The organism is Streptomyces sp. NPDC096176, from assembly GCF_044763255.1.
Lineage (GTDB): Bacteria > Actinomycetota > Actinomycetes > Streptomycetales > Streptomycetaceae > Streptomyces.
Window position 1 is genome coordinate 447,241 of sequence record NZ_JBIWFV010000005.1, and the last position, 21,077, is coordinate 468,317.

The following is a 21,077-nucleotide window of genomic DNA, read 5'->3' on the forward strand; positions in this document are numbered from 1 at the left end:
GACCCGAAGAAAGGGTGTGGCGTGAACGGGCCCCTCATCGTCCAGAGCGACAAGACGCTCCTCCTCGAAGTGGACCACGAGCAGGCGGACGCCTGCCGTCGCGCCATCGCGCCCTTCGCCGAGCTGGAGCGTGCGCCGGAGCACATCCACACCTACCGGGTGACCCCGCTCGGCCTGTGGAACGCCCGGGCGGCCGGGCACGATGCCGAGCAGGTCGTCGACGCGCTGGTCGAGTACTCCCGCTATCCCGTTCCGCACGCGCTCCTCGTCGACGTCGCGGAGACGATGGCCCGCTACGGCCGGCTGACCCTGTCCAAGCACCCCACTCACGGGCTCGTCCTCACCACCACCGACCGGCCGGTCCTCGAGGAGATCCTGCGCTCCAAGAAGGTCCAGCCGCTCGTCGGCGCCCGGATCGACCCGGACTCCGTCGTCGTGCACCCCTCCGAGCGCGGGCAGATCAAGCAGACGCTGCTGAAGCTCGGCTGGCCGGCCGAGGACCTCGCCGGTTACGTGGACGGCGAGGCCCACGCCATCGAGCTGGCCGAGGACGGCTGGGCGCTGCGGCCGTACCAGAAGCAGGCCGTCGAGGGCTTCTGGCACGGCGGCTCGGGAGTCGTCGTGCTCCCCTGCGGCGCCGGAAAGACGCTGGTGGGCGCCGGTGCGATGGCGCAGGCGAAGGCCACCACCCTGATCCTGGTCACCAACACCGTCTCGGCCCGCCAGTGGAAGCACGAGCTGGTGAAGCGCACCTCGCTGACCGAGGACGAGATCGGCGAGTACAGCGGCACGAAGAAGGAGATCCGCCCGGTCACCATCGCCACTTACCAGGTGCTGACGACCAAGCGGAAGGGGATCTACCCCCACTTGGAGCTCTTCGACTCCCGTGACTGGGGTCTGATCGTCTACGACGAGGTGCATCTGCTGCCCGCGCCCGTCTTCAAGTTCACCGCCGATCTGCAGGCCCGCCGCCGGCTCGGCCTCACGGCCACGCTCGTGCGCGAGGACGGCCGCGAGTCGGACGTGTTCTCGCTCATCGGGCCGAAGCGGTTCGACGCGCCCTGGAAGGAGATCGAGGCGCAGGGCTACATCGCCCCGGCGGACTGCGTGGAGGTACGGGTCAATCTGACCGACTCCGAGCGGCTGGCCTACGCGACGGCGGAGCAGGAGGAGAAGTACCGCTTCTGCGCCACCACCGCGACCAAGCGCAGGGTGACCGAGCAGCTGGTGCACAAGCACGCCGGCCAGCAGACCCTCGTCATCGGCCAGTACATCGACCAGCTGGACGAACTCGGCGAGCACCTGGACGCGCCGGTGATCAAGGGCGAGACGCCCAACACACAGCGCGAGAAGCTCTTCGACGCCTTCCGCAACGGCGAGATCAGCGTGCTCGTGGTGTCCAAGGTCGCGAACTTCTCCATCGACCTGCCGGAGGCGACGATCGCGATCCAGGTGTCCGGCACCTTCGGTTCACGCCAGGAGGAGGCACAGCGCCTCGGCCGGGTCCTGCGGCCGAAGGCGGACGGGCACAAGGCCCACTTCTACTCGGTGGTGGCGAGGGACACCATCGACCAGGACTTCGCGGCCCACCGCCAGCGGTTCCTGGCCGAGCAGGGCTACGCGTACCGGATCGTCGACTCGGACGAGCTGCTCGCGGGCGAGGACCCGGTGAGCTGAGCCTCGAGGGTGCGCGCCGCCGCCGCTCTCAGCGGCGGCGGACGCCTGCCTCTTCGGCGTACTCGCCGAGGACGGCGACGCTGAAGACGGCGCTCGCGAAGACCTTGACCGCGCGCAGGGCGTTGCCGACGCGGTGGTGCGGGACGTCACCGGCGCCGCTCGCCGTGGCTCCGTGGGAGTGAGTTCCTGGTATGAGGGTCGCTGGGGTCATGTCTCCATGGTGGGGCGATTCACCCGGTCGGAGCATCGGGCTGTGGGCTGAACCCCGCGGCCCCGCGCGTACTACTCCAGGCAGAGTGCGTCCCCTACGGGGATGACCCCGCGGGCAGGGGGCGGATGCCCCCTCGGGAAAAAGCGTTCGCCCCCGATGCCGGACCCCACTAGTATCGCGGGCTTGCCCCGGGCCCAGGCCGCGGGGCCCTCCCCGCCTCCCTCGAGGAGCGCCACCGCCCGGACGGAAACCGGCCGGTCCGCCATGTCGTGATCACGCAGCTCAGCCGGAGGCCACCGTGCCCGCGCACGCCCCTGTACCTGACGTATCCGCCGGATCCGCCCTCACCACCGGATCAGCCGTAACCACCGGATCCGGCGCGTCCGCGCCCGCCCGACCGGGCGGCGGCGACCCACTCGGCCGTGAGCGGGCGCACCTCGCCGCGTCCCGGTCCGCGCTGCGCGCGATGCGGGAGGACGTGCAGTCCCTCGACATCAAGGACGTCACCGCGAACTGGGTCAACGCCGCGGTCCTCCAGGCGCAGATCGAGCAGCGCATCGAGGCACTCGCCGACCTCGCCCACACCCCGCTCTTCTTCGGCCGGCTCGACTACCTGCCCACCACTCAGGAGGGCCGGCGCCCCGCGCCGGAGGCGCACGAGAGAACGCTGTACATCGGCCGCCGGCACGTCCACGACGCCCAGGGGGACCCGATGGTGATCGACTGGCGCGCGCCGGTCTCCCAGCCCTTCTACCGGGCCTCCCGCAAGGACCCGCAGGACGTCGGCCTGCGCCGGCGCTTCGGCTACACCGGCGGGGACCTCACGGCGTACGAGGACGAGCACCTCACGGACCCGTCGGAGGCCGAGCAGACCTCGAAGCTGCTCCAGGCGGAGATCGAGCGGCCGCGCGTGGGACCGATGCGCGACATCGTCGCGACGATCCAGCCGGAGCAGGACGAGATCGTCCGCAGCGGCCTGTCCGGCACGGTGTGCGTGCAGGGCGGACCCGGCACAGGCAAGACCGCCGTCGGCCTGCACCGGGTCGCGTACCTCCTCTACGCCCACCGGGAGCGGCTGGCCCGTACGGGCACCCTGGTCATCGGGCCGAACCGTTCCTTCCTCCACTACATCGAGCAGGTCCTCCCCGCGCTCGGCGAGTTGGAGGTCAAGCAGTCCACGGTCGACGATCTCGTCGCGCAGGTGGACGTGCGTGGCGAGGACTGTGCCGCAGCGGCCGTCGTCAAGGGCGACGCGAGGATGGCGGAGGTGCTGCGGCGAGCGGTCCGCGCCCATGTCACGATGCCGACCGAGCCGGTGGTCGTCGTGCGCGGATCGCGGCGCTGGCGGGTTCCCGCGTACGAACTCGAGGAGATCGTCCGCGAGTTGCTCGACCGCGACATCCGTTACGGCGCCGGCCGTGAGGCCCTGCCGCAGCGGATCGCGCACACCGTGCTCGTCCGCATGGAACAGGCCGGCGAGGCCCCCGACGACCGCGTCCAGGACTCGGTGGCCCGCAACACCGCCGTCAAAGCCGCGGTCAAGGCGATCTGGCCGCCGGTCGACCCGGCGAAGCTCGTCCTGCGCCTGCTGTCCGACGCGGAGTTCCTCGCGGCGCACGCCGACGGCATCCTCACCTCCGAGGAACAGAGCACGATCCTGTTCGGCAAGCCGCCCCGCAGCGCGAAGTCCGCCAAGTGGTCCCTGGCCGATGCCGTGTTGATCGACGAGGCCGCGGATCTCGTGCAGCGCACGCAGTCCCTGGGCCATGTCGTCCTCGACGAGGCGCAGGACCTGTCCCCGATGCAGTACCGCGCCGTGGGCCGCCGCTGCTCCACGGGCTCGGCAACGGTCCTCGGCGACCTGGCCCAGGGCACGACCCCGTGGGCGACCGGATCGTGGGCCGAAGCCCTGTCCCACCTCGGCAAGCCCGACGCGGCCGTGGAGGAACTCACGGCGGGCTTCCGCGTCCCCCGCGAGGTGATCGCCTACGCGTCCCGTCTTCTGCCGCACATGTCCCCGGGCCTTGCGGCGGTCTCCTCGGTCCGCGAGACCCCCGGGTCCCTCTCCGTCCGAGCGGTCCGCGAGGTCGCGGACCTCGACGCGGACGTCGTCGCGGCGTGCACGCAGGCCCTGGAGAAGGAGGGCTCGATCGGCCTGATCGCGGCGGACTCCCGCGTCCCGGCCCTCGCGGCGGCTCTCACCGGCGCCGGCTTGCCCCATCTGTCCCCGGGCGAGGAGACGACGGCCGAGTCCCGGCTCACCCTGGTCCCTGCGTCGCTGGCCAAGGGCCTCGAGTACGACCACGTGGTCCTCGAAGAACCGGCCACGATCGTCGCCTCCGAACCGGACCTCCGCACAGGCCTGCGCCGCCTGTACGTGGCCCTGACGAGGGCGGTCTCGGGCCTGACGGTGCTGCACGCGAAGGCGCTGCCCCCGGAACTCGGCTGACGCCCGTCGGCCCGGGCGAGACCGCCACCGGAACTCGCCGGCACCCGCCTCAGGCACCGGCCTGCCGCGCCCCATTCGGGCCACGCCCCGGAACCGACTGACACCCGCGTTCGGGCCACGCCCGGTCGGGGTGCGAACCAAGGCCACCGGACTCGGCACACACTCGCGTCCGGGACCCGGCGGCCGCGCCCCGAACGCCGACTACCCGTCCAGCGCCTCGCGCCACTCGCGGACCGCGGCCGGCGACACGGGTGCCGCCCAGCCCTGCGGGCGGGCCGCCCCGCCGATGTGGAAGCCGGTCACGCCCGCCGCCCTCAGACGAGGGACGTGGTCCAGGCGGAGGCCGCCGCCGACCAGGATCAGCGGCTCGTAGCCCGGTTCGCCCTGCCGCGCCGCCTCCGCCAGGAGCGTCGGCATGCCGGCGTCGACGCCGGACGCGGAGCCCGCGGTCAGGTACGTGTCGAGACCGGGCAGGTCCGCGAGTTGCTTGCGCAGCGCGTCCCGGTCGGGCGCATGGTCGATGGCGCGGTGGAAAGTCCAGCGGCAGCCGTCCAGTACCGCGAGCAGCCGTTCCACGGTGACCAGGTCCGGCTGACCGTGGTCGTCCAGGAAGCCGAGGACGAACTCGTCGGCGCCCGCCTCGCGCAGCTGCTCCGCCGCGCGGACGAGGGCGTCGGCGTCCGCCGGGCCGCCGACCGTGAAGCCGTCGGTGAGGCGGAGCATCACCCGCAGTGGGATGTCGACCGCCGAGCGGATCGCGGTGAACGTGCGGAGGGACGGCGTCAAACCGTCTGCCGCCATGTCGGTGACCAGCTCGAGCCGGTCGGCCCCTCCGGACTGGGCGGCGACCGCGTCCTGCGCGTCGAGAGCGATCACCTCAAGGAGTGCGTGGTTGCTCATGGGACCCATTCCTCCAGGGGGCGGCTGCACAGTCGGCGGTAGAACGATCAGGGTCTAACAGGTCTAGTCCAATGACCAGCCTAATACCCGCCGAGCGCGAAGGCAGCCTCAAACGCTCCCTCCGCGACCATCCCCTTGCATCCCCATGCAGGCAGGGGGTATACATGGAAATCAAGATACCCCCAGGGGGTATTAGCGACTGTCAGGAGGAGTTCATGTCGCAGACGCGGACGGAGCCCGCCACCGAACGTGCGGTGGAGCTCGCCATCGGCGGTATGACCTGCGCCTCCTGCGCGGCACGTATCGAGAAGAAGCTCAACCGCATGGACGGCGTCGAGGCGACGGTGAACTACGCGACGGAGAAGGCGAAGGTCACCTTCGCCAAGGACGTCGCCGTCGCCGACCTGATCGCGACGGTCGAGGCCACCGGATACACCGCCCACGAGCCCGCCCCGCCGCGCACGGAGAGCGCCGGCCGGGCCGACCGGTCCGGGGACGAGGACGAGGACGAGGCGGCCGAGGAGCTGCGGCCCCTGCGGCAGCGCCTCATCGCCGCCGTGGCACTGTCCGTTCCCGTCGTCGCGATGGCGATGGTCCCCGCGCTGCAGATCGAGTACTGGCAGTGGCTGAGCCTCACCCTCGCCGCACCGGTCGTCACGTACGCGGCCTGGCCGTTCCACCGTGCCGCCTGGACCAACGCCCGGCACGGGGCGGCCACGATGGACACCCTGATCTCGGTCGGCACGTCGGCCGCGTTCCTGTGGTCACTGTGGGCGCTGTTCTTCGGCACCGCCGGCACCCACGGCATGACGCACCGCTTCGAGTTGACGATCGCCCGCAGCGACGGCGCGGGGAACATCTATTTCGAGGCCGCCGCGGGCGTCACCGCGTTCATCCTGGCCGGGCGTTACTTCGAGGCCCGCTCCAAGCGGAAGGCGGGCGCCGCGCTCAAAGCGCTCCTGGAGCTGGGCGCCAAGGAGGTCACCGTCGTGCGGGGCGGGCGGCAGGAGACGATCCCCACGGCCGACCTGCAGGTGGGTGACCGGTTCCTGGTCCGGCCCGGGGAGAAGATCGCCACCGACGGCACGGTCGTCGAGGGTGCGTCCGCCGTGGACGCCTCGATGCTCACCGGCGAGTCCGTCCCCGTCGAGGTCGGCGTGGGCGACACCGTCACCGGCGCCACGCTGAACGCCGGGGGACGGCTCGTCGTGGAGGCGACCCGCGTCGGCGCCGACACCCAACTGGCCCGGATGGCCAAGCTGGTGGAGGACGCACAGAACGGCAAGGCCGCCGCCCAGCGGCTCGCCGACAGGATCTCCGCCGTCTTCGTCCCCGTTGTCATCGCACTGGCCCTCGGCACGCTCGGCTTCTGGCTCGGCAACGGCTCCGGACTGACCGCCGCGTTCACCGCCGCCGTCGCCGTCCTGATCATCGCCTGCCCCTGCGCTCTGGGGCTGGCCACTCCGACCGCGCTGATGGTCGGCACCGGCCGCGGCGCCCAGCTCGGCATCCTGATCAAGGGCCCGGAAGTCCTGGAGACCACCCGCAAGGTCGACACGATCGTCCTCGACAAGACCGGCACCGTCACCACCGGCCGGATGACGCTGCTCGCCGTCCACACCGCGGCCACCACCACCGAGACCGAAGTGCTGCGGCTGGCAGGCGCGTTGGAGAGCGCCTCGGAGCACCCCATCGCCCGGGCCGTCGCCACCGGTGCCGCGGAGAGGGTCGGCACCCTGCCCGCCCCCGAGGACTTCGCCAACGTCCCCGGGCTCGGCGTCCAGGGCGTCGTCGAGGGCCACGCCGTCCTCGTCGGCCGCGAAAAGCTGCTGCGGGTGGGGGCGCCTCCCCTGCCCGAAGGGCCAGGGGGGAAGGCCCTGGAACTGCCCGCCGACCTCGCCCGGGCCAAGGACGAAGCGGAAGCCGCCGGCCGCACCGCGATCGCCGTCGCCTGGGACGGCGAGGCCCGCGCCGTCGTCGAGGTCGCCGACGCCGTCAAGGACACCAGCCCGGAAGCCGTCCGCAGACTGCGCGCGCTGGGCCTGACGCCCATCCTGCTCACCGGCGACAACGAGGCCGTCGCCCGGAGCGTGGCCGCTGAGGTCGGCATCGACGAGGTGATCGCGGAGGTCATGCCCGAGGACAAGGTCGACGTCGTCAAAAGGCTCCAGGCCGAGGGCCGCAGCGTCGCCATGGTCGGCGACGGCGTGAACGACGCCGCCGCACTCGCCCAGGCCGACCTGGGCCTGGCGATGGGCACCGGCACCGACGCCGCCATCGAGGCCGGCGACCTCACCCTCGTACGCGGCGACCTCAACGCCGCCGCCGACGCCATCCGCCTCTCCCGCAAGACCCTCGGCACCATCCGCTCGAACCTCTTCTGGGCCTTCGCCTACAACGTCGCAGCCCTCCCCCTCGCCGCCGCCGGCCTCCTCACCCCGATGATCGCGGGCGCGGCCATGGCCTTCTCGTCCGTCTTCGTCGTCGGCAACAGCCTGCGCCTGCGCGGCTTCAAGGCCGCATGAGCCGAAGCGGTTTCAACGCCGCCTGAGCCGAATCACGCACGCGGCCGCCCCGACCCGCCACGGTCGAGGCGGCCGCATCGCGTCTAAAGTCGCCCCATGACCGACCGCACCGCCGACCTCCGCGCCCACTGGGCCCAGGCGCTCCAAGGGGCCCGCGAAGGGGCGAGCGACCCGGACCCGCTCCCGTACGCCGACAACCTGCTCGCCCGATGGGCGGAGCCACAGCGGCGGTACCACACCACCGCCCACCTCGTCGCGGTACTCGACCGCATCGACGAGCTCGAGCAGTACGCGGACGACCCGGACCTCGTCCGGCTCGCCGCCTGGTTCCACGACGCCGTCTATCTGCCGGACCGTTCCGAGAACGAGGAGCGCTCCGCCCGGATCGCCGAGCGCGCGCTGCCCGAGGCGGGGCTGGGCGCCGAGGCCACCGCCGAGGTCGCCCGCCTCGTGCGTCTCACCGTCACCCACGACCCGGCCGACTCCGACCGCAACGGCGAAGTGCTGTGCGACGCCGACCTGGCGATCCTCGCGGCGGCCCCGGAGGCGTACGCCGCGTATGCGGCCGCCGTGCGCGAGGAGTACGCGTTCGTGCCCGAAGAGGCGTTCCGGGACGGGCGCGCCGCGGTACTGCGACAGCTGCTGCGGCTGCCGCGGCTGTTCCGCACTCCGCACGGGGAACGCGAGTGGGAAGCGGCCGCCCGCCACAACCTGACGGTCGAGCTGGAGCTGCTGGCCGCCTCGTGAGAGAGCGCCCCCACGGGGCCTGTCCGTCTTCGCTCCCGGCACCAGCGAGTTCATGCTCTCCGGGCACCTGCCCCCGATCGCGCACGACATGGGCGTCTCGATCCGCCGGGCCGGGCTGCTGTCGTCGGCGTTCGTGGCTCCGCGTCCCGTGTCCTCAGCGTGCTCGCGTGCGCGGGTTTCCGGGCGGTCGGCAGGGCCGTCGCAACCGCCATGGTTCCGGTGACCGGTGGCCCGGTCCATGGCCGTGATGACCGGCGGGCTGTCGATCGCGATGTCCTCGGCGTACCGGCGGGCGCGTCCCTGGGTGAGCACCTCGGGTGGCGGTCCGCACACCGAGCGCGTTGATTCCCCGCGTTGATCACTCCATCGTGGGACGCTGATCCGAACGGTCTCGCGCAATGACCCGCGCCCTAGATTCCGGGTGTCAGGGCCACAGGAAGGAGACCTCACGATGACCACCATGCTGGTCGAGCCCGAGCTGTCGGAGGAAGACATGCCGTCGTGGGACTACCTGCTGAGCACGTGGCAGGAGCTGGACGTGCCGGAAGGCTGGCGCGCCGAGATCGACGAAGGGCTGATCACCTTGGTACCGCCGCCGGACGACGGACACAACCTCATCGCAGACCAAGTGCACTGGGCCGTGCGGAAGGCCGCCCCCGAGGGCTGGGGTGTGTTTCAGACCCTTGGGCTCTTTCTCTACCGCGACGAACGGCTGTTCATCCCCGACCTCGTCGTCGTCCCTCGGAAGCTGATCGCCGAGCGGGCGAGGAAGAAGGAGAAAGCCCCCCTCGCGGCGGCCGAGGCGGCACTCGCTGTGGAGATCACCTCACGCGGCAACGCCTCGCACGACCGGTCGGCGAAGCTGCGCTCCTACGCCGCCGGTGACGTTCCGCTGTATCTGCTGATCGACCGGTTCGACGAGGCCGGACCCACGGTCACGCTCTTCTCCGACCCGCACGAGGGCAAGTACCGCACGGGGCTGCGCAGGCCGTTCGGCGAGACGATCCCGCTGCCGGAGCCGTTCGACGGCGAGCTGGACACCTCGGAGTTCATCGCCTGACGGCGCTCAGGCCCGCCGGCCCTTCGGCCTGCGCAGCCCTGTCGCGGTCAGCAGCCTGACCACTTCGCGGCTCGAGATCTCCACCGCGCCCGCGGCCACGGCGTCCGCGTAGCGGTGGGAGGGCACGTCGTAGTGGTCCCGTTCGAAGGCGCGCGCCGGGCAGCCGATCCTCGCCGCGAAGGTGTGCAGTTCCTCGAACGACACGTCGCTGACGAGGTGCGACCACATCTGGCCGTGGCCCGGCCAGGTCGGCGGATCGATGTAGACCGTCACTGAAGACCGCCCACGGGGGCCACGACCACGCCCGCCTTGCCGCACACCCAGTGCGGATCGGGGCCCAGCTCCGGCTCGACCTCCAGGGCATGCGGGTCACCGGCGTCGCAGACCGGGCACAGCGGCCAGCGGCCGTGCCGCTCCAGCAGCGCGTCCTGGACGTCCTGGGCGACCAGCCCCGCGACGTACGCGACGCCCTCGGGCCACTGCCCGACCCACCAACGGCGGTGGGCGACCGCTTCCTCGACGAGGGAGACGACGTCGGCGTCCGCCACGTCCCTGGCCGCCAGATCCGCGAGGACCAGGGCGCGTGCCGCGTGCAGTGCCCGCTCCAGTGGTATCGAGTCGTCGTCCATACGCCCATTGTCTCCGGGGCTTGACGCCACCCGAAACGCGAAAATATCTTTCATATGTGACCAATCCAGTGAAGGAAATTTTCAGCGGCGACGCTCCCGCCCCTGCCGCCCTGGCGGCCAAGGTCCGCACGCTCTCGCCGTCCATGACCCGCTCCATGCAGCGGGTCGCCGAAGCCGTCGCCGACGATCCCGCAGGCTGCGCCGCCCTCACGGTCACCGGCCTCGCCGAGCTCACCGGCACCAGTGAAGCCACCGTGGTCCGCACGGCCCGTCTGCTCGGCTACCCCGGCTACCGCGACCTGCGTCTCGCGCTCGCCGGCCTCGCCGCCCACCAGGAGTCCGGCCGCGCGCCGGCCCTGACCACCGACATCGCCGTCGACGATCCCATCGCGGACGTCGTCGCCAAACTCGCCTACGACGAGCAGCAGACCCTCGCCGACACTGCCGCCGGACTCGACACCGTGCAGCTCGGCGCGGCCGTCGCCGCCGCGTCGACCGCCCGCCGCATCGACATCTACGGCGTCGGCGCGTCCTCGCTCGTCGGCATGGACCTCGCCCAGAAGCTGCTCCGCATCGGCCTGATCGCGCACGCGCACGCCGATCCGCACCTCGCGGTCACCAACGCCGTGCAGCTGCGCTCCGGGGACGTGGCCATCGCGATCACCCACTCCGGTTCCACCGGGGACGTCATCGAACCGCTGCGGGTGGCGTTCGACCGCGGGGCGACGACGATCGCCATCACCGGCCGTCCCGACGGCCCGGTCTCCCAGTACGCCGACCACGTCCTGACGACGTCGACCGCCCGCGAGAGCGAGCTGCGCCCGGCGGCCATGTCGTCCCGCACGAGTCAACTGCTCGTCGTCGACTGCCTGTTCATCGGCGTGGCCCAGCGCACGTACGAGTCGGCGGCCCCTGCCCTCGCCGCCTCCTACGAGGCGCTCGCGCACCGCCACAACGCCCGAACCCGCTGAACCGAGCCCCCCACGCACCGAGAAAGCCGAGCCGCCTTTCATGACCTACACCCACGGTGAACTCCGCGCCCAGCTCGCCGCTCTCACCACCGAGGCCTTCCGCCCCGAGCTCGCCGACATCGACCGGCTGCCGACACTCGAGATCGCCCGGATCATGAACGGCGAGGACACGAGCGTGCCCGTCGCCGTCGCCGCGCAGCTCCCCGCCATCGCCGCCGCGATCGACGACACCGCGGAGCGCATGGCCCGTGGCGGCCGGCTCGTCTACGCGGGCGCGGGCACGGCCGGGCGTCTGGGGGTCCTCGACGCCAGCGAGTGCCCGCCCACCTTCAACACCGACCCGTCGGAGGTCCTCGGCGTGATCGCGGGCGGCCCCACCGCCATGGTCAAGGCCGTCGAAGGCGCGGAGGACAGCAAGGAACTGGCCGCCGCGGACCTGGACGGGCTGAAACTCACGCCGGACGACACGGTGGTCGGCATCTCCGCCTCCGGCCGGACCCCGTACGCGGTCGGCGCGGTGGAGCACGCCCGGGCGCTGGGCGCGCTCACCGTCGGCCTGTCCTGCAACGCGGACAGCGAACTGGCCGCCGCGGCGGACCACGGGATCGAGGTCGTGACCGGCCCCGAACTGCTCACCGGCTCCACCCGGTTGAAGGCGGGCACGGCGCAGAAGCTCGTGCTCAACATGATCTCGACGATCACCATGATCCGGCTCGGCAAGACGTACGGAAACCTCATGGTCGACGTCCGCGCCTCCAACGACAAGCTGCGCGCCCGCTCGAGGCGGATCGTCGCGCTGGCGACGGAGGCGCCGGACGAGGAGATCGAGGCGGCACTGGCGGCGACGGACGGCGAGGTGAAGAACGCGATCCTGGTGATCCTGGGCGGCGTCGACGCCCCGGCGGCGGCGACGCTCCTGTCCCGCAGCAGGGGCCACCTGCGCGCGGCGCTGGCAGCTGCACCCGGCGAGTAACGGGGCGCGTCCCGGGCCTGGTGGGCGGCCGACCGGTGCCGCGCCGACCTGGCGCGCGGGTCCGGGGCGGCCACGAGCGACGCGCCCGAGGCCCTTGAGCCGCGGGGCCCCACCCCAGCCCCGCCGGCGCTTGAGGCGCGGGGCTCGGGGCAGCGCCCCGAAACCCCGGCCGGCCACCCCCGCAACCCGGCCCACTACGGCCCCCCATGCCCCGCCGGCCCTTGATGCCCGGTGACGCCGGGGCAGCGCCCGAGCGACGGCTGCGGCCTACGCCGCTCCCGGAACCCGGCTCTGCCCCGCCGGCGCTTGAGGCGCAGGGGCCCCACCCCAGCCCCGCCGGCGCTTGAGGCGCGGGGCTCGGGGCAGCGCCCCGACAACCCGGCCGCGCCCACAACCCGGCCCACTACGGCCTACGCCGCCCCCGCCCGTTCCTTCACCGTCACGCGGCCCTTGCGGATCGTCGCCACCCGCCGGGCCCTCCGGGCCAGCGACGAGTCGTGGGTGACCATCACGAATGTGAAGGCGTGCTCCTGCCACAGGCCTTCCAGCACGTCCATGATTTCGTCGCGCATCGACTCGTCGAGGTTGCCCGTGGGTTCGTCCGCGAGCAGCACCGCCGGGCGCTTCACCAGCGCCCGCGCGATCGCCACGCGCTGCTGTTGGCCGCCGGACAGCTCACCGGGCAGGTGCCGCAGCCGCTCGCCCAGCCCCACCGACGCCAACGCCTCCGCCGCCCGTTCCCGGCGCTCGGCCGCCTTGAGGCCGATCGGGACGAGCGCGGTCTCGACGTTCTCCTGGGCCGTGAGCGTGGGGATCAGGTTGAAGCTCTGGAAGACGAAGCCGATCTTCTCGGCCCGCACCCGCGTCAGTCTCGCCTCCGGCAGCGTCGCCAGGTCGGTCCCGTCCAGGACCACACTGCCCTCGCTGGGCCGGTCGAGGCCGCCGAGCATCTGCAGCAGCGTGGACTTGCCGCCGCCCGTCGGGCCCTGGATGACAAGACGTCCGCCGTCCTCGATGGTCAGGTCGACGCCGTCGAGGGCGTTCACGGTGTCCTTGCCCCGCCGGTAGCGCTTGGTGACGCCACTGAGCTGGTACATCATCAACTCCTGTTGCTACGTGGAAGAAAGGGCGCCCGGTCCGCGCCGGGTCACTCGACGCGGCGCAACGCGTCGGCCGGCCGCAGCCGGGAGGCGCGCCAGCCGCCGAAGCCGCCCGCGACGAGGCCGCCGGCCACCGCGAGCGCGACCGCGAGCCCGATCGTGGTGAGCGAGACGGGCGCGGTGAGCGCGATGTCGAGGGCCCGGGAGGCGGACTCCCGTACGGGCCCGCCGCCCCCGGGCCCGGCGACCCGGAGACCGCCACCGCCTCCCGAACCGCCGGCAACGCCCGCACCCCCGCCGAGCTGCGCGGTGAGCGTCGGGCTGAACGTCGTGATCAGCCACGCCCCGGCGACTCCGACGGCGATACCGAGCGCGCCGCCGACGAGCCCGTTGACGAGCGCCTCACCGGCCACCTGACGGGTCACCCGGCCGCTCTTCCAGCCGAGCGCCTTGAGCGTGCCGAACTCCCGTACGCGGCGGCTCACTGCGGACGACGTGAGCAGTCCCGCCACGAGGAACGCCGCGCCCAGTACCAGGACCGACAGCCACTTGCCGACGCCGGAGGCCAGGTCGGACGCGGTGGACAGGGATCCGGAGACGGTGTCGGCGAGGTCGGCGGAAGTCGTCACCGTCGTACCGGAGATGTTCTTCTGGATGGCCTGCTTGACGCTGTCGATCTTCTGGGAGTCGGCCGCCTGGACGTAGACCGTGGTCACCTTGTCCTCGGCGTCGGCGAGCTTCTGCGCCCGGGCGAGCGGCAGGTACACGTTGGCCGCGGCGTCGCCGCTGTCCGCGGTGGCGACGCCGATGATCGTGAAGTCGGTCCCGGAGATGGTCAGTTCCTTGCCGACGGCGAGGTTCTTCTCCTTCGCGTACGCGCTGTCGAGGACGGCGACCGCGGCGTCGGTCTCGGTCTTCTCGAAGGTCCGCCCGGAGGTGATCTTCGAGGAGGTCAGGGGGCCGAGTTCCTGGTGGGTGACGTCCGTTCCGTACGCGGTGTACGAGTCGACGTCGAAGTCGGCGCCGCCCCCGCGGACCGCGCCGCCTCCGGAGCCGTCTCCGGGCCCGCCCTGACCGGGCTGCTTCTCGACCGCGCCGCGCTTGAACTCGCCATTGACCTTCATGACGTTCACGCTCAGCCCGCCGACCGCACCGGCGACGCCGTCCTGCTTGTCGACCTGGCCGACGGTCGAGGCGGCCAGGGTCTCGAAGCCCTGGACCATGACGATGTCCCGGCTCTGCTCGGCGTCGTCGCCCTCGTCCTTGGCGTCGAACCGGAACCGGGGCTTCTGTACGCCGCCCTCGCCGGGCGGCTCCGCGGCCTTGGTGACGGTCATGTCAGTGCCGAGTCCGTACAGCGACTCCAGCACCTTGCCCTGGGCGCGGTTCATCCCGGACGACACCGAGTTGACGACGATGACCAGCGCGATCCCGAGGGCGAGCCCCGAGGCGACGACGAGCGCCGCTTTGCGGCGGCGGCGCAACTCGCGCCGGAGATAGGTGAAGAACATGGCGCGAACGTATGGACGGGGCGTGATGAGGAGTTAAGGCGACGATGAGAGCTGCATGAGTGTTCCGATCGAGACCTGACCGGGGCTCAGCGCCCCGTTTTGTCCGCAGAGGGTGGGCAGCGACGCCGAGCCTCAGACCCCAAAGACATTCTGCAAAAATACTTTTGCTGAATCTCGGGTGCGCTCTAGGGGTCACGCCGGCAATGCTGCTGGATTGAACGCTAAGGAATGATCTTGTTCCCTCGCCGACGGTGGAGGGCAGCCCGTCTCTTAGGACGCCAAAGGCGCGGTCGTCTGTTCGTCGTGCTCGCGCAGCATGCGCATGACGGTCGCGGGTGAGGGGTGCTGGCCCTTCTTCTTGCCGGTGGTGATGACGAGCCGTTTGGCGATGTCGCGCAGGCTCATCTCCTGCTCCCGCAGGTGGAGGGCCATGGAGAGCATGGAGTCGTCGGTGACGCCGCCGATGGTCTTACCGCGCTTGCGGGCAGACTCGTGGCCTTCGAGGGTGCGGTCGCGGATGTATTCGCGTTCCATGCCGGACAGGGCGGCCAGCACGGTGAACACGACGCCGGAGGGGTCGTGCGAGCCCTGGAGCTCACCGGTGAGGACTCCAGACCGACGTCGCTCGCCTTCAGTTCCTCAGCCAGGGTCGCCAGTTCGATGCCGCGGCCGAGCCTCTTGTGCTCGTGGACGACGAGCGTGACCCGCACCCCGGAGGCACGCAGTTCGCCGGCGAGGGCGACGGCCTTGTCCAGTTCGGGGCGCTGGGTGGCGCGGGTGGAGATCTTCTCGGAGAAGATCCGGGTGGCCCAGGCTTCGGTGAGCGAGTCGAGCTGGGAGTCGAGGGACTGCCGGACGGTGGATGCACGGGCGTACCCCAGGCGGGCGTGCCCGACGGGTTCGGCGCCGGCGTTCCTCGGCCGGGGCAGCTCGGCCCAGGCGGAGCCGGGCTTGCGCACGGCGGGGGTCGGCACGTTGAGGATCTTGGCGAGTTGGGGCACGAGGCGGAAGCGGGCGGTGTGGTACTGGATAGCCACCTTGCCCTTGCCAGTTCGGCACGGCGACCCCGCGGGGGCGGCGCAGGAGGACATCGGGCAGTCGTGCGATTGCACGCGCTTGAAGTCGTCACTCACAAGCCCCGACTGTTCATGAGTGGTTTCAAACTGTCGAGCCGTTTGCAACAACCCATGAAACATGGTTCACCCTGGGCACGTCCGCCGGGTGACGGTGTTTCACAGGCCGCCGCCTATGAAACACAGATGAGGCTGGGTGTCGCGGTGTGGCTGGGTCAGCGGTAGCGGTGGCGGCGGCGGTATCCGTACGCGGCGAGCAGTGCTGCTGCGACAGCCGCAACGACACCGCCGACCGTGAGTGCGGCTGCCGAGGTGTTCCCGCCCTTGTGGGGGGCCCGGTGCGGCGTGTGGATGGTGATGCGGCCGCTGGTCTCCCGTTTGACGAGCCCGCTGGTGAGGGTCAGTCGTGCGGTCCACACACCGCTCGCCAGCCCCGGGTCGAGTGTGGCATTCGCCAGTGTCGAGTGGCCTGGGCCGATGGTGTCTGCCTTGACGTTGAACGGGCCTGCGTACATCCCGCCCGGGCCATCTGACAGGGTGAGTTTGCCCGTGAGGTCCAGGGCCCGCCCGCCGGTGTTCTTCACTCGGGCCGTGACCACCGGTACGCCGTTGGCGGCGCGGGCGCCGGCCAGATTTTCGATGCGGAAGTCCGAGCGCGGTTCCCCGCCGGGCCCGACGGACAGATAGATGCGCACCCCGGCGCGGCCTACGTGGTGTACCTGCTCGGAGGGGTCGCGCTTGGGATTGATCTCTGCCCAGATGACACCGTAGTGTTCGCCGCCGGTCGCATTCTTCGCCACGGTGATCTCGGTCCACACTCTTGCCGTCTCGTCGGGCTCCAGGACGAGTTCGCTGTGCTCCAGTGTCACCCAGCCGGTGAGCTCGTTGGCGGGGCGGCCGGGGGCGAAGGTGAAGCCGTCCTGGGCCGCGGCGGCCCCGGGGTAGAGCTGTACGCGCTGTCGCGTGTCCGACTCGTTGGTGACCGCGATCCGTCTGCGAACCTTCTGGCCCGGTGTGACGTGGTCGATGATGTAGCGGTGGGCACGGTAGTCGTCGCGGCGGCTGACGGGTGCGTCGACGAGCCGGACGCCGATGCGCACGTCGTCGGATGACCGCCGTGCCTGTGCGGCCACCGGCGGCGCGATGGATCCGACGAGCAGGGACACCGCCAGGAGTAGGCCACCCACGGGCTCACGAAACCGAATGGGTCACCGTTCCGCTGTAGAGCCCGCCAACGGCGTCCTGCGGGATGGTGATCTCCAGGGTGGGGTTCCAGCTTGCGCTGTTGTTCCCGCTGCCGGAGGTCTTGGAGAACGCGGTGCGTGGCCGCTCCAGGCTGACCCGGTCGGCCCGCGTTGGTTGGCCGGGCACGAAGTTGCCCGTGCCGGTGGTGGCGGTCGCCGGCCCGGACCAGTAGTCCACCAGGTTCGGCGGGATGGTCTCGGTGGGGTCGTCCGTTCCGGTGTCGAACTGCGTCGCGACCACCGAGGCTGTCCATGTGGCGTTCGCCGCGGCCCGCTGGTCGATCACTTTCACGGTGCCGAGCTGACCGCTGACCGTCTGTCCCGGGAACCCGGACCCCAGGTCGCGGGAAGAGGGCACCTCGATCGTGAGATTCGCCGTTGCCACGGTGAAGGTTACGGTCGTGTCCCCCGACGGCTGGGCGACCGCAGGAAGCGGTGCCGCGCCGACCACGGCGATAGCGGCGACACACGAAAGCAATACTTTTCTGCGCACGGCACCACCGTAGTTCGCTGAGTGCCGAAATCTCCGCATTTGGGCAAGTTATGCGACTGAGTGGGTGACCGTCCCGGTGTAGGCGCCGCCCACGACGGTCGCCGGCACCGCGACGATCAACGTCGGCCGCCAGGCGGTGGTGTTGTTCCCGTTGCCCGTCGTCTTGGTGAACGCCGTACGCGGGACGCTGAGGCTCTGTGCCTGCGCGCTCGTGGGCTGGCCCGGCACGCGGGTGCCGGGACCCTGGGTTCTGGTGGCCTGGCCCGACCAGTAGGAGAACTGGTTCCTGGAGATCTGCCGGGCGGTGCCGCCGCCCGGTGTGGTGAAGTCGCTCGCGGCCACCGTCGCGGTCCAGACCCGGCTCTGCCCGCCCCGTCTGTCCGACACCTCGACCTCGCCGAGCTGTCGGCTGATCGATGAACCGGGGAAGGTCGCGCCGAGATTCGCCGTGGCCGGCACGGTGATCGACAGTGTGCTCGGCTGTTGCGTGACGTGTCCCGGGGCGTGGTTCGCCACCGGCGCTGTTGCGCCGGGCAACACCGTCACCACAACCGCCGACCCGACGCCCATCAGCGTCCACGCCATGTGCACGCCGCGACTATAGATCCCGCTGTAGGTGCTTCTGGCCCCTCGTCACCCATTCAGGCGGTTTCTATCTGGCTGCGACCGGTTAGCGTTCCTCAACCGGATTTCGCCCGTCCGCACCCCCCGGGGCGGATCCTCGCCCAGGAGCCCCCATGCGTAACTGCGCGCGCACAGCGACATACACCGTCCTCGCCCTGGTCCTTGCCGCCTCCGCCAGCCCCGCCCTGTCCATGCCCGCGCACCACCACCGCATGGCGAACGGCCGTCCGAGCTGGAGCCCGGCGCCCCAGGACCCCACCCTGATCCGGCTCCGTAACCGCACCTTCGATCCGACCACACCGGAGGCGGAACGCACCCGGCCGCAAGGGCCCCTGCGGTCGAAGAGCGGCCGCGCGTACCTGGTCCAGTTCGCGACCACGCCCCTCGACAGCCACCGCGCCGCACTGACCGCCCTCGGCGCCCGGATCGGCGCCTACATTCCCGACGCAACGTACGTGGTGCACATGAACGCCGCGACCCGAAGGCAGGTCGCCACGCTGCCGTACGTGCGATGGATCGGCCGGTACGACGCCGGCGACAAGCTCGAAGGCGGGGCCGTGCCGTCGAGCACCCGCCGATACCTCATCACGCTCGTGAAACGCAGCGCCGCCGACCAACGGGCAGTGGCCCAGCGGATCAGAACGATCGGCGGGAAAGTACACGTCGCATCGGCGAGCCGACAACTGATCGAGGCAACCCTGGAGCCGGCACAGGCGCTTACCGTGGCGCACCTGGACACGGTGCTCGCCCTCGACGTCTGGACGGCACCGGAAGTCGACATGGACAACGCCCGCGACGCGGGCGGCGCCAACACGGTCGAGACCGCGCTGGGCTATCTCGGCCAAGGCGTACGCGGTGAAGTGATGGACACCGGACTGCGCACCAGCCACCAGGAGTTCGCGGCATTTGCGCCGATCATGCATACCGCCAACACCACCAGCACGAGCCACGGCACCTCGACGTACGGGCAGATCTTCGCCACGGGCGTCAACTCCACTGCCCGCGGTCTGCTCCCTCAGGCGCAGCCCATCTTCGCCGCTCAGACCCTGGTGACCGACCGGTGGGCGCACACCGCGCAACTCGTCGACCCGGCAGGCCCGTACCGGGCGGTGTTCCAGTCCAACAGCTGGGGCAGTGCGCTGACGTTCGGCTACAACTCGACCTCTGCGGCAATGGACGACATCGTCTTCGACCACGACATCCTCATCTGCCAGACCCAGGGCAACACCGGTAACCGCTCCGGCCGGCCACAGGCGTGGGCGAAGAACGTGCTGTCCGTGGGCGGCATCTACCACTACGACACCGTCTCCCGCACCGATGACGCGTGGAACGGCGGCGCGGGCATCGGCCCGGCCGCGGACGGGCGGATCAAACCCGACCTGTCGAACTACTACGACGCGGTCCACACCACCGCGAGCGGCGGCGACGCCGCATACACCAACACATTCAACGGCACCAGCGCCGCCACCCCGATCACCTGCGGCTACGCCGGCCTCATCCACCAGATGTGGGCCGACGGGGTCTTCGAGGGCAGCCCCGGGCAGGACCGCGACGTCTTCGCGTCCCGGCCCCATGCCGCCACCGCGAAAGCGCTGTTGATCAACTCGGCCGACCAGTACTCCTTCACGGGAGACACCCACGACCTGGCCCGAATGAAGCAAGGCTGGGGCACGGCCAGCGCCGGCAACCTGTACCAGCAGGCACAGGGCAACAACTGGCAGCTGCCGATCCTGGTCAACGAGACCGACCTGCTCACCCAGGGCCAGAGCGCGACGTACACACTGACCACCGACGGCAGCGAGCCGCTGAAGGCGACGATGGTCTACACCGACCCGATGGGCTCCCCGTCGGCGGCCCAGGCGCGGGTCAACGATCTGACCCTGAAGCTCACCGCCCCGGACGGCACCATCTACTGGGGAAACAACGGACTCGCGGCAGGCAACTGGTCAACGCCCGGCAGCTCGGCGAACACCATCGACACCGTCGAGAACGTGTTCATCCAAACCCCGGCCGCCGGCACCTGGACGATCCAGGTCATCGCCAGCCAGGTCAATCAGGACGGACACGTGGAAACCCCCGCGACCGACGCTGACTTCGCCCTGGTCACCACCGGAAAGGTCACCGGCTGACTCCAGGGCGATGGCCCGCGGGGCTGTTACGCCGGGTTCTCCTCCATTCAGTCACGGACGGCTTGCTCCAGCGCATCCTGCACTTCGGAGTCCAGGAGTACGCAGCGGGCCTTGAACCGCTCGCACCGACGCTCGACGTGTGCCCAGAGATCAGCCGGGCCCGGCTCTCCTACCGCCGGGCCGAGAAAGTCTTTGGGGAGAACACCCTGCTCCTGGCCAACCCGCTCGCCTCACTCGAGAACATCGAGGATCTGGACGGCTGGACACTGCACCGGCTCAGGCATAGCGCGTTGACACACGACGCGGAGAACGGAACGTGCATGCCGATGCTGCTGGCCGGCTCCCTCCACGCCCCCTGGAACCCTACGCTCCTCCCGGAGTCGACGCCGTCGCCCGGCACGTCGCCGAACGTGACCCCGCTGCCGGCCGTCGGGGTTGATCACAGCAGCCCCCGGCGGAACTCCGGCTCCACCGGGGCGTCCACCACCAACTTCAGACACGACGGATCATCAATCCCCAGCTGCTCCGCGACGAACTCGGCCACCCCGGGCGGTACTTCAGCCGACGCCGACAAGAAGGTGCCCAACATCCGTACGGTGCCCCACTGAACCGCCCAGCCCAGCCGATTGTGAGGCCGACGCTTGGCCGCCGCCTGCCCCAGCGCCACCGCGTTCAGCCGGAAGAACTCCTCCAGCTCCTGCACTGACGGCTCACCGGCGAAGCGCCCGTAACCGTCCCGGCAGTGATCGAACCGAGACTAC

The 21,077-nt window shown here is 71.0% G+C and carries 19 protein-coding genes and 2 pseudogenes; 9 read left to right on the forward strand and 12 right to left on the reverse strand.

Annotated features, from left to right (window positions below; all coding sequences use genetic code 11):
• The first annotated feature begins 21 nt into the window (after positions 1–21).
• Positions 22–1,677 carry a DNA repair helicase XPB gene (locus ACIQ7Q_RS16805; protein WP_403861682.1) on the forward strand — a complete coding sequence of 552 codons (1,656 nt, stop codon included), beginning with the start codon at positions 22–24 and terminating at the stop codon, positions 1,675–1,677.
• Between the two features lie 28 nt (positions 1,678–1,705).
• Here the strand turns inward: ACIQ7Q_RS16805 and ACIQ7Q_RS16810 are convergent, their stop codons facing one another.
• Entirely contained in the window at positions 1,706–1,888 is a 183-nt protein-coding gene (locus ACIQ7Q_RS16810) for a hypothetical protein (RefSeq protein ID WP_356630911.1), read from the reverse strand.
• Positions 1,889–2,186: 298 nt separating this feature from the next.
• Here ACIQ7Q_RS16810 and ACIQ7Q_RS16815 point away from each other — a divergent pair, with 298 nt between their 5' ends.
• Positions 2,187–4,337, forward strand: a complete 2,151-nt coding sequence (locus tag ACIQ7Q_RS16815) for a HelD family protein (protein WP_403861685.1) — start codon at positions 2,187–2,189, stop codon at positions 4,335–4,337.
• 201 nt (positions 4,338–4,538) lie between these two features.
• Here the strand turns inward: ACIQ7Q_RS16815 and ACIQ7Q_RS16820 are convergent, their stop codons facing one another.
• Positions 4,539–5,237, reverse strand: a complete 699-nt coding sequence (locus ACIQ7Q_RS16820; RefSeq protein WP_403861688.1) for a copper homeostasis protein CutC — start codon at positions 5,235–5,237, stop codon at positions 4,539–4,541.
• A gap of 215 nt (positions 5,238–5,452) precedes the next feature.
• Here ACIQ7Q_RS16820 and ACIQ7Q_RS16825 point away from each other — a divergent pair, with 215 nt between their 5' ends.
• The 4 genes and pseudogenes from ACIQ7Q_RS16825 to ACIQ7Q_RS16840 all read left to right on the forward strand — a co-directional run bounded on the left by ACIQ7Q_RS16825 (position 5,453) and on the right by ACIQ7Q_RS16840 (position 9,569).
• Positions 5,453–7,762 carry a heavy metal translocating P-type ATPase gene (locus ACIQ7Q_RS16825; protein ID WP_403861691.1) on the forward strand — a complete coding sequence of 770 codons (2,310 nt, stop codon included), beginning with the start codon at positions 5,453–5,455 and terminating at the stop codon, positions 7,760–7,762.
• A gap of 96 nt (positions 7,763–7,858) precedes the next feature.
• Positions 7,859–8,509, forward strand: a complete 651-nt coding sequence (locus ACIQ7Q_RS16830) for a hypothetical protein (protein WP_403861694.1) — start codon at positions 7,859–7,861, stop codon at positions 8,507–8,509.
• 52 nt (positions 8,510–8,561) lie between these two features.
• A pseudogene (locus tag ACIQ7Q_RS16835) lies at positions 8,562–8,839 on the forward strand (Cmx/CmrA family chloramphenicol efflux MFS transporter); the annotation flags it as partial.
• A gap of 121 nt (positions 8,840–8,960) precedes the next feature.
• On the forward strand, positions 8,961–9,569 hold the full coding sequence (locus ACIQ7Q_RS16840; RefSeq protein WP_403861697.1) for a Uma2 family endonuclease: 609 nt from the start codon (positions 8,961–8,963) through the stop codon (positions 9,567–9,569).
• 6 nt (positions 9,570–9,575) lie between these two features.
• On the opposite strand, the gene ACIQ7Q_RS16845 is transcribed toward ACIQ7Q_RS16840, so the two are convergent.
• Together ACIQ7Q_RS16845 and ACIQ7Q_RS16850 are read right to left on the reverse strand one after the other, a co-directional pair.
• Positions 9,576–9,842, reverse strand: a complete 267-nt coding sequence (locus ACIQ7Q_RS16845) for a DUF4031 domain-containing protein (protein ID WP_403861699.1) — start codon at positions 9,840–9,842, stop codon at positions 9,576–9,578.
• Positions 9,839–10,198: a hypothetical protein gene (locus ACIQ7Q_RS16850; RefSeq protein WP_403861702.1), complete on the reverse strand. Its 360-nt coding sequence runs from the start codon at positions 10,196–10,198 to the stop codon at positions 9,839–9,841. The genes ACIQ7Q_RS16845 and ACIQ7Q_RS16850 overlap by 4 nt, the downstream gene beginning before the upstream one ends.
• Positions 10,199–10,254: 56 nt before the next feature.
• On the opposite strand from ACIQ7Q_RS16850, the gene ACIQ7Q_RS16855 reads away from it, so the two are divergent.
• Complete coding sequence (locus tag ACIQ7Q_RS16855; RefSeq protein ID WP_403861705.1) at positions 10,255–11,169, forward strand: MurR/RpiR family transcriptional regulator; 915 nt, start codon at positions 10,255–10,257, stop codon at positions 11,167–11,169.
• 40 nt (positions 11,170–11,209) lie between these two features.
• A complete protein-coding gene (gene murQ, locus ACIQ7Q_RS16860) occupies positions 11,210–12,142 on the forward strand; it encodes an N-acetylmuramic acid 6-phosphate etherase (RefSeq protein WP_403861708.1) in 933 nt (310 codons plus the stop codon).
• A 410-nt stretch (positions 12,143–12,552) separates the two neighbouring features.
• On the opposite strand, the gene ACIQ7Q_RS16865 is transcribed toward murQ, so the two are convergent.
• The 7 genes and pseudogenes from ACIQ7Q_RS16865 to ACIQ7Q_RS16895 all read right to left on the reverse strand — a co-directional run bounded on the left by ACIQ7Q_RS16865 (position 12,553) and on the right by ACIQ7Q_RS16895 (position 18,154).
• Complete coding sequence (locus tag ACIQ7Q_RS16865; protein WP_403861711.1) at positions 12,553–13,239, reverse strand: ABC transporter ATP-binding protein; 687 nt, start codon at positions 13,237–13,239, stop codon at positions 12,553–12,555.
• A gap of 50 nt (positions 13,240–13,289) precedes the next feature.
• Positions 13,290–14,753 carry an ABC transporter permease gene (locus ACIQ7Q_RS16870; RefSeq protein ID WP_403861714.1) on the reverse strand — a complete coding sequence of 488 codons (1,464 nt, stop codon included), beginning with the start codon at positions 14,751–14,753 and terminating at the stop codon, positions 13,290–13,292.
• 270 nt (positions 14,754–15,023) lie between these two features.
• Positions 15,024–15,317 carry a hypothetical protein gene (locus ACIQ7Q_RS16875; protein WP_403862189.1) on the reverse strand — a complete coding sequence of 98 codons (294 nt, stop codon included), beginning with the start codon at positions 15,315–15,317 and terminating at the stop codon, positions 15,024–15,026.
• A 101-nt stretch (positions 15,318–15,418) separates the two neighbouring features.
• A pseudogene (locus tag ACIQ7Q_RS16880) lies at positions 15,419–15,949 on the reverse strand (recombinase family protein); the annotation flags it as partial.
• Positions 15,950–16,041: 92 nt separating this feature from the next.
• On the reverse strand, positions 16,042–17,013 hold the full coding sequence (locus ACIQ7Q_RS16885) for a peptidase (RefSeq protein ID WP_403861717.1): 972 nt from the start codon (positions 17,011–17,013) through the stop codon (positions 16,042–16,044).
• Between the two features lie 4 nt (positions 17,014–17,017).
• Positions 17,018–17,563: a hypothetical protein gene (locus ACIQ7Q_RS16890; RefSeq protein ID WP_403861720.1), complete on the reverse strand. Its 546-nt coding sequence runs from the start codon at positions 17,561–17,563 to the stop codon at positions 17,018–17,020.
• 48 nt (positions 17,564–17,611) lie between these two features.
• Complete coding sequence (locus tag ACIQ7Q_RS16895; RefSeq protein ID WP_403861723.1) at positions 17,612–18,154, reverse strand: hypothetical protein; 543 nt, start codon at positions 18,152–18,154, stop codon at positions 17,612–17,614.
• Positions 18,155–18,300: 146 nt separating this feature from the next.
• Between ACIQ7Q_RS16895 and ACIQ7Q_RS16900 the strand changes: the two genes are divergently transcribed.
• Positions 18,301–20,316, forward strand: a complete 2,016-nt coding sequence (locus tag ACIQ7Q_RS16900; protein ID WP_403861725.1) for a S8 family serine peptidase — start codon at positions 18,301–18,303, stop codon at positions 20,314–20,316.
• Positions 20,317–20,755: 439 nt separating this feature from the next.
• On the opposite strand, the gene ACIQ7Q_RS16905 is transcribed toward ACIQ7Q_RS16900, so the two are convergent.
• A complete protein-coding gene (locus ACIQ7Q_RS16905; RefSeq protein WP_403861728.1) occupies positions 20,756–21,019 on the reverse strand; it encodes a DUF4158 domain-containing protein in 264 nt (87 codons plus the stop codon).
• Positions 21,020–21,077 lie beyond the last annotated feature (58 nt).

Excerpts from the sequence above, each read along its gene's own strand:
- ACIQ7Q_RS16840 (WP_403861697.1), top strand. The coding sequence starts at position 8,961 with ATGACCACCATGCTGGTCGAGCCCGAGCTGTCGGAGGAAGACATGCCG.
- ACIQ7Q_RS16865 (WP_403861711.1), bottom strand. The coding sequence starts at position 13,239 with ATGTACCAGCTCAGTGGCGTCACCAAGCGCTACCGGCGGGGCAAGGAC.
- ACIQ7Q_RS16820 (WP_403861688.1), bottom strand. The coding sequence starts at position 5,237 with ATGAGCAACCACGCACTCCTTGAGGTGATCGCTCTCGACGCGCAGGAC.
- ACIQ7Q_RS16900 (WP_403861725.1), top strand. The coding sequence starts at position 18,301 with ATGCGTAACTGCGCGCGCACAGCGACATACACCGTCCTCGCCCTGGTC.
- ACIQ7Q_RS16825 (WP_403861691.1), top strand. The coding sequence starts at position 5,453 with ATGTCGCAGACGCGGACGGAGCCCGCCACCGAACGTGCGGTGGAGCTC.
- murQ (WP_403861708.1), top strand. The coding sequence starts at position 11,210 with ATGACCTACACCCACGGTGAACTCCGCGCCCAGCTCGCCGCTCTCACC.
- ACIQ7Q_RS16870 (WP_403861714.1), bottom strand. The coding sequence starts at position 14,753 with ATGTTCTTCACCTATCTCCGGCGCGAGTTGCGCCGCCGCCGCAAAGCG.
- ACIQ7Q_RS16830 (WP_403861694.1), top strand. The coding sequence starts at position 7,859 with ATGACCGACCGCACCGCCGACCTCCGCGCCCACTGGGCCCAGGCGCTC.
- ACIQ7Q_RS16810 (WP_356630911.1), bottom strand. The coding sequence starts at position 1,888 with ATGACCCCAGCGACCCTCATACCAGGAACTCACTCCCACGGAGCCACG.
- ACIQ7Q_RS16850 (WP_403861702.1), bottom strand. The coding sequence starts at position 10,198 with ATGGACGACGACTCGATACCACTGGAGCGGGCACTGCACGCGGCACGC.